11 protein-coding genes are annotated in these 12,434 nt (G+C 39.4%); 6 read left to right on the top strand and 5 right to left on the bottom strand.

Annotated features, from left to right (window positions below):
• The first annotated feature begins 245 nt into the window (after positions 1-245).
• Positions 246-992: a ferredoxin--NADP(+) reductase gene (gene fpr, locus PR683_RS16955; protein ID WP_164529270.1), complete on the top strand. Its 747-nt coding sequence runs from the start codon at positions 246-248 to the stop codon at positions 990-992.
• Positions 993-1,065: 73 nt separating this feature from the next.
• On the opposite strand, the gene PR683_RS16950 is transcribed toward fpr, so the two are convergent.
• A complete protein-coding gene (locus tag PR683_RS16950; RefSeq protein ID WP_004907027.1) occupies positions 1,066-1,485 on the bottom strand; it encodes a DUF805 domain-containing protein in 420 nt (139 codons plus the stop codon).
• A 35-nt stretch (positions 1,486-1,520) separates the two neighbouring features.
• Here PR683_RS16950 and PR683_RS16945 point away from each other — a divergent pair, with 35 nt between their 5' ends.
• From PR683_RS16945 to PR683_RS16925, 5 genes are all read left to right on the top strand, one after another.
• Positions 1,521-2,150, top strand: coding sequence for a DUF1454 family protein (locus tag PR683_RS16945; RefSeq protein WP_181937089.1), 630 nt, complete (start codon positions 1,521-1,523; stop codon positions 2,148-2,150).
• A 178-nt stretch (positions 2,151-2,328) separates the two neighbouring features.
• The gene (gene tpiA / locus PR683_RS16940; protein ID WP_004907024.1) at positions 2,329-3,099 is read left to right on the top strand and encodes a triose-phosphate isomerase; all 771 of its coding nucleotides are present in this window, start codon (positions 2,329-2,331) and stop codon (positions 3,097-3,099) included.
• Positions 3,100-3,533: 434 nt separating this feature from the next.
• Positions 3,534-4,478 carry an OmpG family monomeric porin gene (locus PR683_RS16935; RefSeq protein ID WP_004907022.1) on the top strand — a complete coding sequence of 315 codons (945 nt, stop codon included), beginning with the start codon at positions 3,534-3,536 and terminating at the stop codon, positions 4,476-4,478.
• 424 nt (positions 4,479-4,902) lie between these two features.
• Positions 4,903-6,783 (top strand): glycoside hydrolase family 3 protein, encoded by a 1,881-nt coding sequence (locus PR683_RS16930; RefSeq protein ID WP_272581916.1) that lies wholly within the window; start codon positions 4,903-4,905, stop codon positions 6,781-6,783.
• A 125-nt stretch (positions 6,784-6,908) separates the two neighbouring features.
• The gene (locus tag PR683_RS16925; protein ID WP_004907017.1) at positions 6,909-7,865 is read left to right on the top strand and encodes an OmpG family monomeric porin; all 957 of its coding nucleotides are present in this window, start codon (positions 6,909-6,911) and stop codon (positions 7,863-7,865) included.
• 342 nt (positions 7,866-8,207) lie between these two features.
• On the opposite strand, the gene PR683_RS16920 is transcribed toward PR683_RS16925, so the two are convergent.
• The 4 genes from PR683_RS16920 to PR683_RS16905 form a co-directional block, all read right to left on the bottom strand.
• Positions 8,208-9,218, bottom strand: a complete 1,011-nt coding sequence (locus tag PR683_RS16920) for a sulfate ABC transporter substrate-binding protein (protein WP_375372866.1) — start codon at positions 9,216-9,218, stop codon at positions 8,208-8,210.
• Positions 9,219-9,404: 186 nt separating this feature from the next.
• Positions 9,405-10,382, bottom strand: coding sequence for a 6-phosphofructokinase (gene pfkA / locus PR683_RS16915; RefSeq protein WP_004265237.1), 978 nt, complete (start codon positions 10,380-10,382; stop codon positions 9,405-9,407).
• A 405-nt stretch (positions 10,383-10,787) separates the two neighbouring features.
• Positions 10,788-11,732, bottom strand: a complete 945-nt coding sequence (locus tag PR683_RS16910; RefSeq protein ID WP_109912960.1) for a phosphatidate cytidylyltransferase — start codon at positions 11,730-11,732, stop codon at positions 10,788-10,790.
• On the bottom strand, positions 11,729-12,370 hold the full coding sequence (locus tag PR683_RS16905; RefSeq protein ID WP_110731554.1) for a lysophospholipid acyltransferase family protein: 642 nt from the start codon (positions 12,368-12,370) through the stop codon (positions 11,729-11,731). The genes PR683_RS16910 and PR683_RS16905 overlap by 4 nt, the downstream gene beginning before the upstream one ends.
• Between the last annotated feature and the right edge of the window lie 64 nt (positions 12,371-12,434).

Genomic DNA, 12,434 nt, shown 5'->3' with positions numbered 1-12,434 from the left:
TAGTAGTGCGACATTTTATGTTTTTCATTAATGGCAGTAATATTCGCCAGTATTGTCAACATAACTGTACATTAAAATTCAAAAAACACTCATTTCAAGAATAAATCACTGGAACACGTTATCGATAAGCATAAATAGTGAACTGTTTTAGTATTAAATCCTAGTGAACCGTGCTTTGAGTTATTCGAATTATATATTTGTCATTTTTAGCCGGTGGATATTTGAATTATAAAGAGGTGGAATGTATGGCTAATTGGGTAACAGGAACAGTGACTGAAGCCAAATTTTGGACCGACTCATTATTCAGCCTTGTTATCAAGGCCCCGATTAAACCCTTTACAGCAGGGCAATACGCAAAACTTGGACTAGAAATCGAGGGAGAACGTGTTCAACGAGCTTACTCTTATGTGAATGCGCCAAGCGATGACCGGCTCGAATTCTATTTTGTCATTGTACCAGGGGGCAAACTTAGCCCAAAACTCGCTAAACTAAAACCTAATGATACGTTACAAATTACGGATGAAGCGACGGGGTTCTTTGTTTTAGATGAAATCCCACCATGTAAAAACCTGTGGATGCTTTCAACAGGGACTGCTATTGGGCCTTTTTTGTCTATCCTACAGGAAGGTAAAGATCTGGAGCGCTTCGAGAAAATCGTTTTACTCCACGCTGTCCGTTATGAGAAAGATTTAAGCTATTTACCCTTAATGAAAACATTAGAACAACAATACCAAGGGAAATTGAAAATAGTTACCGTTGTCAGCCGTGAACATTGTGCAAATTCACTACATGGCCGTGTTCCTGCGTTAATTGAATGCCACACTCTCGAAGATGCGGTTGGCCTAACGCTTTCACCTGAGACCTGCCATGTTATGTTATGCGGAAACCCCGAAATGGTGAGGGACACTCGCGATACATTAAAAAATAGTCATCAAATGGTTAAACATTTGCGCCGTAAACCCGGCCATATATCTAGTGAGCAATATTGGTAATGCAATGCACTACCCTGAAGCATTTTCAGGGTAGTATTCACTCTATGTGGTATTCGCGCATATGGTATCGACGCTATAGATAATCTACCGTTTCTGTTTCTTCACCATAGCGGTTAACACCCTCCATTCCCAGAAAAGCGCCGCAATCTATCACCATAATCATCGTAATAAATAAGGGTAAGAAACGCCCTATACCCCATTGCCACACAGGTTCAAATTGACTGACATCGATTGAAAAGAGAGCAAATGCCAATAAAATTAGCGCAAACCACCCTCCCGATTTACCACGATCATGTAAACGCTTCACAAAGATAGCGGCCAAAGGGTAAAGTAGTAAAATAAATAACGATATAGCAAGCGTTTCAGAGAATAGCAGTACATTTTGTAACAGGGCAACTGCCGTCATTAAAATAAAAATGACCGCAATACCTACCCAAAATGGCCGGCGACCGATACGGCCTTTGAAGGAAAAAGCCCATTGTTGTAATGTCATTACCTATTATCCTGATACAATGTGGAAAACTAAAAATGAGTGGTTCAAAAATGACCCAAATTTTATTTCGTTCTGTATACGCCATCATAACCATTTTTGTACTTAGTGCGCCACAACTGGCTATCGCTCAAAAAGTACCCACTTTGCCTGATACCGATTTCAAAGTCGCCTACTTAGCCCCAGATGCCCCTTCTTTTGAACTCACCATTCCAAAATTACGCAATCAATTCAATCAGGCTAATAAAGATTTATATCTCCATGAATATAAAGTTATTGCTAGCCAAGATATCTCCGCGCCCTATATTCGCGCAGCGTCTCGTATTAACCAACAGATATACTCCTCAGCAGTGTTAGAGCGCGGTAGTGAAAAAATTAAAAGTTTACAAATTACATTACTGCCATCAGATGACCCACAAGAAACCCAAAAAAATCGGCAGTTAATGGAAAACTATACTATTGCAATGATCCATATATTTGCCCCGGAAGTTTCATTGGACAACGCCCCTGCACTTACAGAAGCTTTAAATAAATTTATTGCCAATAATAATGCGACTCACGCTGAAGAAGCGCGATTAGGGGCTTTAAGATATATTTTAGTAAAAAGTGACAATAATGTGCTTACTTTTGCTGTTGAACCGATTAAGCTAGAACAACAAACACCCTAAACTGACTATGATCACGCTCTAAGAACAAGCATGATGAAAAGCAAAGCTATTATTATCTATTGTTCTTATAATGCGGAAGGTGAATGGCGACAACATTGTCACGTTGCGCGTGTAACATAAGCGTGTGATGAATAACTTATTGATTAATCATTAAAACTCTCTGGTTGGAGGAAATAACATGCGACATCCATTGGTAATGGGTAACTGGAAACTGAACGGCAGCACACAGATGGTCAATGACCTCGTCGCTGGCTTGCGTAATGAACTAAGCAGCGTTGATGGCTGTGATGTAGCTATTGCACCACCTGCAATTTACTTAACTCAAGCTAAACACGCGTTAGCAGGTAGCCGTATTGCGTTAGGTGCACAAAACGTTGACGTTAACCTATCAGGTGCATTTACAGGTGAAACCTCTGCTGAAATGTTAAAAGATGTTGGCGCCAAATACATCATTATCGGCCATTCAGAGCGTCGTACTTATCACAACGAAAGTGATGAATTTGTCGCTAAGAAATTTGCTGTATTAAAAGAGCAAGGCCTGATCCCAGTACTGTGTATTGGTGAAACTGAAGCTGAAAACGAAGCAGGCAAAACCGAAGAAGTATGCGCTCGTCAAATTGATGCCGTATTGAATTCTTTAGGTGCAGAAGCTTTCCAAGGTGCCGTTATCGCCTATGAGCCAATCTGGGCAATCGGTACTGGTAAGTCTGCAACACCAGCGCAAGCACAAGCAATCCATAAATTTATTCGTACTCATATTGCGAAGAAAGACGCTGCTATTGCCGAACAAGTTATCATCCAGTACGGCGGTTCTGTTAATGCTAGCAACGCGGCTGAGCTATTCACCCAACCAGATATCGATGGTGCCTTAGTGGGTGGGGCTTCTCTGAAAGCTGACGCTTTTGCTGTTATTGTTAAAGCAGCCGCTGAAGCGAAAAAAAACAAGTAAGGTTATTTTAATACCTTGAGATTAACCGCCAAATATTGGCGGTTTTTTGTTTTATTTTTTTTAATTAATGCCTCTATTAATAATAATAGTCAATGTCTAAAATTTTATCCTCCCATGATTCCAGACCATATAAATAATTATAATTTAATTTTTAATAAAACAATAAGCAATTAATTAAATTTAAAATCAATTAACAAACAAATGATTAAAAATCTCAAAGAAAAGTATTAATAAAAATATAAGTTTATTCCCAAATAAATAAAAAAAACCATAATAACAGTAGGATATAGATTATTAGCACTTTGCTTTATATATACTATCCATCATTTATTAAATAATAACGGTAGACAACCTATAAAAGTTAATACACATTTATCTCGCTAATCGCTCAACTAGATAATTAACATTAATAACTTTTACCCTGAAGGATAAATATGAAATATATAGTTAGTTTAATCTATAGCATCATAATTATATTCCCTACAATTTGTTTCTCTGAATTAAATAATGACTCTTGGCGAGTTAATACCAATATCTATTTGGAAATAGAAGAATACCAAGGTCAACGTGATTCATTTAAAAATAAAGTCTACGATAAAATCAGCACAGTTGGGCAATTAAAGTTATACAACCCTAAATCTGACTGGCGCTTCACCCTAGATCATCGTGAATCCTTAAGGAATCATGGCCGTAATTTCACAACTTCACGGGATTCTTACATTCGAAACCGTACACAAATTGATGCTATCAAAAAAATTCTCAACACTCCAAAATCAGACTTAGAACTTGGTTTTCGTTACAGAAAAGAGTCAAACGATGTCGAACCCAACGCCAAAGCGCGCTCATCGAATCGCTTATATGGCTTAACCCCAGCCGGTGAGTACCGCTTCAACGATGATTGGTCTTTTAATTTTTGGCTTTCTTATTTTTATTACAGTAATTATTTCAATGACAGTAGCCATGAAGCAGAAACCGAATATGGCGTGACCTATAAATACTCAGATGCACTAAAAGCAAAACTCACTGTTTATATTGATAACCAATGGGATAAAAATTTCAGTACCCGCTTTTTACAATCACAAGTTCGCGCTTACTTACCCATTACCATTAAGCCTAACTGGAAAATTACACCATATGTACGTTATTTCTTACAAGAAAATACCTATGACAAAAATAATTATTTAACACAGGAAATTAAAAATGGCTTCCGCATTGGCTCCCGCGTGGAATACAAAGCTACACCATCCCTGACTTTATGGAGTGAACTCGCCTACGAGCCTTCAACATGGAGATCACCAAAAAAGAATGGGATCACGTCAGGGTATGATAATAAACAAACGCTATACCTCGGTAAAATTGGCGTAAAATACCAATGGTAACCTTTAATTTGCCATCAACTTATTTCTCATAAAAAAACAAGCCATATGAAATATCATATGGCTTATATATTTTAAATTACAAAATCATTTAAATATAAGAATAAAATATTTCGAAAAGTAAATAATTAGTGAAAACATTAACTTTTCACGCTCCACTGTCGATTTAAATATCATTTAATTATAATTTATACTTACGTCACATAACAAAATAATATCAAACTGAAATTATTCTAGATTAGAATCAATTATTCTCAAAAATTTACTATTTAATATCAATTAGATAAATAAAAACCATCTCAACATTTATTTGCACTCTATTCCTCTTACTCTAAAAGAGAGAATACTACCAACTGTGAGCACTCTCACATCATAAATATATTCAGCCACTTATTATTTTTCGAAAAATAACCTAGAGAAAATAAAAATGAAGAAATTCACTTTACTTAGTGCTTGTATTTTCAGTGCATTTTCAATGGCTAACCCAATAACACAAGCCCAATTGAATGAATTATGGCAAGACAAACAAAAGTCTGCTCAAGAAATAGTGGATAATATGTCCGAGGCTGAGAAAATTGGTCAGCTCTTCATGTTAGATTTCAGATATTGGAATAAAGACAGCCATGGAGAACCCGCCCCTTTTCTCGTTATGAATGATGAAGTTTCTAAGGTTATCAATCAGTACCATCTCGGTTCAGTGATCCTATTTAGAGAAAATCTGATTGATACACCACAAACTGTGGAGTTAATTAATAAACTTCAATCTTCCCGCAGTAACCTTCCATTATTTATTGGCACCGACCAAGAAGGGGGCTATGTCACCCGCTTACGCGTAGGTACCGAAATGCCTGGTAATATGGCACTAGGCGCAACACGTAACCCAGCCCTTGCAGAGCTAACAGGGATGATCCACGGATATGAGCTATCCAGTCTTGGTTTTAATATCAATTTTGGCCCAGTTGTTGATGTTAATAACAATCAAAATAACCCAGTGATAGGGGTACGTTCATACTCAGATGATAAAAATTTAGTTGGAACTCTGGCCACCAGCTATATTCAAGGTATTCATAAATATAATTTATTGACGTCACTTAAGCATTTCCCCGGTCACGGAAATGTTTCTGCTGACTCTCATGTTGATTTACCCGTTGTTAATTCTGACGCAAAAACATGGCGAGATACTGAACTCGTCCCATTCAAATACGCGTTATCTCATGGTGCTGATGCCGTCATGACCGCACATATTATTGTACCAGCACTGGATGACCATAAAATCACCACACTTGCAGGTAAACAAGTTGGCACCCCAGCGACGCTTTCCAAACCTATTTTGCATGATATTTTACGTGATGAGCTCAACTATGACGGCTTGATAGTGACAGATGCCATGGATATGGGGGCTATTGCAGACAATTTCGATATTAATTGGGCGGTAGAAACCTCGTTACTTGCTGGCTCAGATATTATTCTTATGCCAATCAAAATGTGGGACTCCCAAGCGGTTTCTCGTTTAGATAACATGTACCGCTATTTAGAAACACAAGCAGAAAAAAATCCAGAACTGAAGAAACGTATTGATGAATCCGCAAAACGTGTGGTGCTGAAAAAGCTTCAGCAAGAAATTACGGCACAACCTGTAGACTTAGTGAAAGCGGAACAAGCCGTCGCATCAAAAGGTCATAAAGATATTGAAAATATGGTTTCTGAACAGGCTATCACATTAATTAAGAATGAGAATGTACTGCCTTATCAATTAAAACCACTCAATCGAATTTTCACTATTTCTGATGAAAAGCCACGTAATTCTTTAATTCAAAAACAGTTAAATGATATCGCACAAGAAACGGGAGTTGCGATTATTACGGGCGAAAGTGTCGTTAAATTAAATGAAAACACACTAACTCAAGATGAAGCAAAAAAACTGGTGCAAAACCAAGATTTGGTGTTACTGACGACCTATAATTTAAAGGATACGCCAACGAATGCTCAGCGTATCATTGATGCTGCAAACCAGCTTAAAACCCCGATTGTTGTCATCTCTTCACGTAACCCCTATGACATTGCATACCTAAACAATGTAAGCGCAAATATTGCCATCTATGGTATCACTGGATTTGATATCACCAATAATAACCGCAATTCGTTAGAAACCAATATTCGTAGCGGGTTACGGACATTATTTGCCAACACTCATGGCCAGCCGCTAAACCCACCTCAAGGGGTGCTACCCGTTAATATCAAAAACCCACAAGGTAACAAAGTCCTGTTCCCTTATGGTCATGGCGAAACCTATTCAACAATCAATTAATTACACAGCCTATTAATTATTACCACTGATTCCGCCTTTATACCTCCACGGTATAAAGGCCAGATACTAACGCCTTGAATAAAGGTATGAAAAAATAAAATACACATAAAAATTAAAGGGTTAAAATGAAAACTTCACTGAATGGTTTACTTTTTGTTACGCTCACAGGATTGGCAACATCCGTTTTCGCAGCCGATCAAGTCAATAATGATTACTGGCGCGTTTCTTCCAACGTCTATATGGAACTCGAAAAATTTGAAGGGCATCATAATACCAGCGGTCGTAAGGTCTACGACAAAACCACGATGGTTGGGCAGCTATTTTTAGTGAATCCTGAATCAAAATGGAGCTTTTTTCTGGAACATAAGGAATCATTAAGAAGCTACAACCATAATTTTTCAACATCCAAAGACTCTTTTATTCGTAATCGTACACAAATTGGTGCTACTCGGAAAATGTATGCCAGCGAGATTGGCCAGTTCAATTTAAATGTCACCTACCGCAAAGAATCCAATGACTCCGCACCAGGTACACAAGCGCGCCCATCGAATACGATGTTTTGGTTAATGCCTAGCGGGACATACAATTTCAATGATAAGTGGGCGTTTAACTTTTGGGATGCAGTTTATCACTACGACAATTTCCACGCCCCCAACAGTTATGAGTGGGAATCCGAGCACGGGCTTGTTTACAAGGTCAATGATTCCGCAACCGCCAAAGTCTATCTATACACCGATTGGACATGGGATAAAGACTTTAATAAGACATGGGAACAAAACCAAATTCGCGGTTATTTTCCTATCACGTTAAACCAGGATTGGAGCGTAATGCCTTATTTTCGCTATTATTTAAATGAACATAACTACGATAGCAACAAACGTACAACTCAGAAAGTTAAAGACGGCTACCGTGTCGGGACACAGGTTTTTTATAACTTAACACCAAAACTAACGCTATGGGGCGGCTTCGCGGTTGAACCTAGTACTTGGGAAAACCCAAAAAATGCAGGTATCACCTCTGGTGGCAATAACCGTCAAACATTTTATCTTGGCCAGTTAGGTGTCAAATACCAGTGGCAATAAATTAACCTCATTCCTAGTCTGCCCCTCACAGGCTAGGAATAATACCCCATTTTAATCCTGTTTTTATTATCCCCGCCCTTAACTATCATTACTCAAAATATTTATTACACCTAAGATAATACTCTAAATAGTTCAAATTGTAGGTAGGCGGCAAACAAACGAGACCCTAGGAGCATACACCAGTATGTGACTAGGGCGAGTGCGTGCAGCCAACACCCCTACAAATTGAAATATGACGAGTATTTAGGCGGCAAACAAACGAGGCCCTAGGAGCATACACCAGTATGTGACTAGGGCGAGTGCGTGCAGCCAACACCCCTACAAATTGAACTATGACGAGTATTAGCGTTGAATGATTTCGTCGAACACCCCTCCATTCGCAAAATGGGTTGCTTGCGCGGCTTGCCAGCCGCCAAAGCTGCCATCAACCGTCAGCAGTTTTAGTTCAGGAAACTGTTGTTGATATTTTTTGGCCACTTCGCTATTTCGTGGGCGATAGTAGTTTTTAGCTGCAATTTCCTGCCCTTGCGCAGAATAGAGGTGCTCTAGATAAGCTTCTGCAACCGCCCTGCGGTCACGTTTATCGACGGTTTTATCGACAACAGCGACGGTTGGCTCAGCGAGAATCGAAATACTTGGCGTCACAATTTCAAACTGTCCGCTTTCCCCTAACTCATTTATGGCTAATAACGCTTCATTTTCCCAAGCAATTAATACATCGCCGATACCACGTTCAACAAAACTATTGGTTGCGCCACGAGCCCCTGAATCGAGGACTTCCACATTTTGATACAGCTGTTTAACAAACTGCTTCGCTTTTTCAGAGTCTTGCTGGTTTTTATCTAATGCATATCCCCATGCTGCTAGATAATTCCAACGAGCTCCACCAGAGGTTTTCGGGTTGGGAGTCACCACAGAGACATCTTTGCGGACTAAATCATCCCAATCTTTGATGTTTTTCGGGTTATCTTTACGAACTAGAAAGACGATAGTCGATGTATAAGGAGCTGAGTTATCGGGAAGTTTTTCTATCCAGTTTTTATCTATACGACCACTTTGTGCAATAGCATCAACATCATAGGCTAAAGCTAACGTCACAACATCAGCTTCTAACCCATTCACCACTGATATAGCTTGCTTACCTGAGCCACCATGAGACTGGCGAACAGTGACGGTATCCCCCGTTTTCTTTTGCCAATAATCACTAAATTCCTGATTATATTGCTGATAAAACTCACGAGTCGGATCATAAGACACATTCAACAATTGAATGTTTTTCGCCCATGTCCCTGTCGCTAACAACAATAGCAATGCTGTCGTGAATTGTGATTTTTTTACCTGCCATGAACGTATCATTTGCCTTCCCTCATTAAATTTGCGATAAGGAGAGGCTGACAGATAGCATCAATTACGGGAAATAATTAAAAAGAAAAACTTATAAGAATGAGGAATATATGAACAGAGTATTATCTGGAATACAGGATCAAACCTGCATAGCGGGAAATCACTATGCAGGAGAGATTTGCAATTATAGAGGGATTAGTACAGCTTCTTCGCCGTATCAAACCAATCCTTCTTAAAGACGCGCTTCATATTCATAACCGCATCAATAATGTCATGATGGACTAATTTTTCATTTTGAATACCCACACAGCGCCCGCCGTAGCCTTCCAACAGAAGTTGAATAGAATAAGCCCCCATGCGTGATGCTAAAATACGGTCATAAGCAACCGGAGAACCACCACGTTGGATATGGCCTAGAACCGTTGCACGGGTTTCGTGGTGTGTTTCCTGCTCAATATATTTCGCTAATTCACCCACATCACAAACGTGTTCGGTAATAGCAACAATCGCATGGCGTTTGCCTTTTTCAATACCACGTTTGATTTCTGATAATAGTTCTTCGCGGTCAAAAGCCATTTCCTGCTCAGGTAACACTAAGAACTCACAGCCCCCAGCAATCGCAGCAGATAGCGTTAAATCACCACAGTAACGTCCCATCACTTCAACAATAGAAATACGTTTATGGGACGTCGAGGTATCACGAAGGCGGTCAATAGCCTCAACAACCGTTTCAAGTGCAGTGAAATAACCGATGGTATAGTCTGTGCCAGCAACGTCATTATCAATCGTTCCCGGTAATCCAATACATGGGAAACCAGCTTCCGTCAGTGCTTTAGCCCCCAAATAAGAACCGTCACCACCAATAACAACTAATGCGTCAATATGATTTTTCTTCAGATTATCGAATGCGACAGCACGCACTTTTTCATCACGGAATTGTGGAAAACGAGCTGAGCCTAAGAAGGTACCACCACGGTTAATCATATCTGACACGCTATACCGGTCTAATTGCTTCATGCGGTTTTCATATAGGCCAAGGTACCCGTCAAAAATACCCATGACTTCTAAACCTTCACCTAATGCCGCGCGAACCACACCGCGGATCGCTGCATTCATGCCTGGCGCGTCGCCACCACTCGTTAAAACCCCAATTCTTTTAATCTGCTTGACCATGATGACCTCTGATTAATGAACATAAAATTGCAAATCGATAAAACCGTTACGCTGCTAATCTTTTTAACGCTAATTACGCTGGCTTACTAGTGCTGAATTGATTCACCTAGCAGCATAATACGGCAAAGAGTGAATTATGCATCTGCTTTCCATCAAGCTTTTATGTTTTATTGTGATCCAGTTTACATAATTCTAGCCGATCACCCCAATAGGTAAATCTTTCAATGCAAAAAAAGCCCTAGAGTACCAACTAAAGCGAATTACCCTAGTTGAATCTTAGTTTGAAATAAAAATTAAGTATTGATGATAACACTTAAATTCCTTCGATGCTGTACCTATAAAACAAAAGAAAAGCACCATTTGGTGCTCTTTTAATTAACGAACAAAAACGAAAATAAAATTGGCCTATGTATAGTAATAACGCGTTAAATGGAAAAAAATAGGCGCGGCAAAACACAATGAGTCAATGCGATCCAGCATGCCCCCATGTCCTTCAATAATCGCCCCAAAATCTTTAATACCACTATCACGCTTAATGGCTGACATACATAACCCTCCCACAAACCCCATAATGGTAATCGCTAATGACATCAGTCCCGCAACCCACCAGCTAAATGGAGTTACCCAGTAAAGGCAAATACCAATAAGCACTGAAGATAATACGCCGCCAATAAAGCCTTCAATGGTCTTGTTTGGGCTCAACTTAGGCACAATAGGCCGTTTACCCATTAACTTACCAAAAACATACTGCAACACGTCTGAAATTTGCGTCACAATAATCAAGAAAAGTAATAATTTTACGTTTTCGCCTTCATAACCTTGAATATTCAGCATCAACAACGCGGGTACATGGCTCAAACAGAAAACCGCCACCAACATTCCCCACTGAATTTTTGCTGTTCGCTCAAGAAAATGAAAGGTATCTCCCGCTAAAGCAATGCGGGTCGGCAAGAAAAGGAAGACAAAAACAGGTACAAAAATTGAAAATAACCCATACCATTCAATGCCAACCAAGACATATTGCAATGGAATAAAAACAAAAAAGCACCAAAATAATGCTTCATGGTCACTGCGCCGTGTTGGCGTTAAGGTAATAAACTCTCTGAGTGCAAAGAACGATATCAGCGCAAATAAGATCACCACACCTATATTGCCAAGCACAACAGCCAGTACACAAATAATACACATGACCCACCATGCACGAATACGCGCATTCAAATTATCAATAGTTGGGTTGCTTTTTTCACCTGAATAACGGTATGCAAGAATACCACCAATAACACTAGCAAATACCAGTATCCCAAAAACACCTGACAACAATAATACTAATTCCCTGTCCCCAATATTCATGGCATTAGCTCCTCAAGCGCTACTTTTGCTCGCTGCAAAAAGGCGATTTTATTTTCATTTTCCATAAGAGGCTCCAGAGGCTTACCAACGATAGCTGAACAAATCACCGGCACAACAAGCTTTGACCCCTTCGGTAACACACGATTTAAATTTTCCAAATAAACGGGAACAACTTCAACATCAGGGTATTTTTTCGCGAGATGGTAAAGCCCACTTTTAAATTGGCTTAAAGTTTCCCCATCACCACGTGTGCCTTCAGGAAAAAATATTAATGAATGCTTTGACTCTAATACTGACTCTAAAGGAGCTAATGTATTATTTTGAGCTGGCTTATCACCTTTTCTATCGACCAATACCGCCCGAAAAACCTTATTAACTAAATAACGTCGAAACGGTGTTTTGACCCAATAATCTTTAGCGGCAACCGGGTGAACAAAATGACGCATTAACGGTGGTAACCCAGACCAAATAACCAAACCATCAAGATGGCTTGAATGATTGGCATAATAAATACGTGTGGTCATTGAAGGTTGGCACCCTACCCAACGAGTGCGAACACCCGTTAATAAACGGCAGGTTCCCGATAACAGCATGCCCATTCCCTTAGCTAAAAGAGAAATTCTCTGCACTTTTTCCATCTTTTTTCCTTGCTAACGTTTTATCAAACGAAAATTTGCAAAATTACGAAAAGACCTGAATATC

The organism is Providencia sp. PROV269, from assembly GCF_028477785.1.
GTDB classification, from domain to species: Bacteria; Pseudomonadota; Gammaproteobacteria; order Enterobacterales; family Enterobacteriaceae; genus Providencia; species Providencia rettgeri.
Note: the sequence above shows the minus strand (reverse complement) of the source record. Positions and strands in the feature narration are given on the sequence as shown.

Bases quoted from the DNA above. Each gene is read 5' to 3' on its own strand.
- fpr (WP_164529270.1), top strand. From the start codon at position 246: ATGGCTAATTGGGTAACAGGAACAGTGACTGAAGCCAAATTTTGGACC.
- PR683_RS16950 (WP_004907027.1), bottom strand. From the start codon at position 1,485: ATGACATTACAACAATGGGCTTTTTCCTTCAAAGGCCGTATCGGTCGC.
- PR683_RS16945 (WP_181937089.1), top strand. From the start codon at position 1,521: ATGAGTGGTTCAAAAATGACCCAAATTTTATTTCGTTCTGTATACGCC.
- tpiA (WP_004907024.1), top strand. From the start codon at position 2,329: ATGCGACATCCATTGGTAATGGGTAACTGGAAACTGAACGGCAGCACA.
- PR683_RS16935 (WP_004907022.1), top strand. From the start codon at position 3,534: ATGAAATATATAGTTAGTTTAATCTATAGCATCATAATTATATTCCCT.
- PR683_RS16930 (WP_272581916.1), top strand. From the start codon at position 4,903: ATGAAGAAATTCACTTTACTTAGTGCTTGTATTTTCAGTGCATTTTCA.
- PR683_RS16925 (WP_004907017.1), top strand. From the start codon at position 6,909: ATGAAAACTTCACTGAATGGTTTACTTTTTGTTACGCTCACAGGATTG.
- pfkA (WP_004265237.1), bottom strand. From the start codon at position 10,382: ATGGTCAAGCAGATTAAAAGAATTGGGGTTTTAACGAGTGGTGGCGAC.
- PR683_RS16910 (WP_109912960.1), bottom strand. From the start codon at position 11,732: ATGAATATTGGGGACAGGGAATTAGTATTATTGTTGTCAGGTGTTTTT.
- PR683_RS16905 (WP_110731554.1), bottom strand. From the start codon at position 12,370: ATGGAAAAAGTGCAGAGAATTTCTCTTTTAGCTAAGGGAATGGGCATG.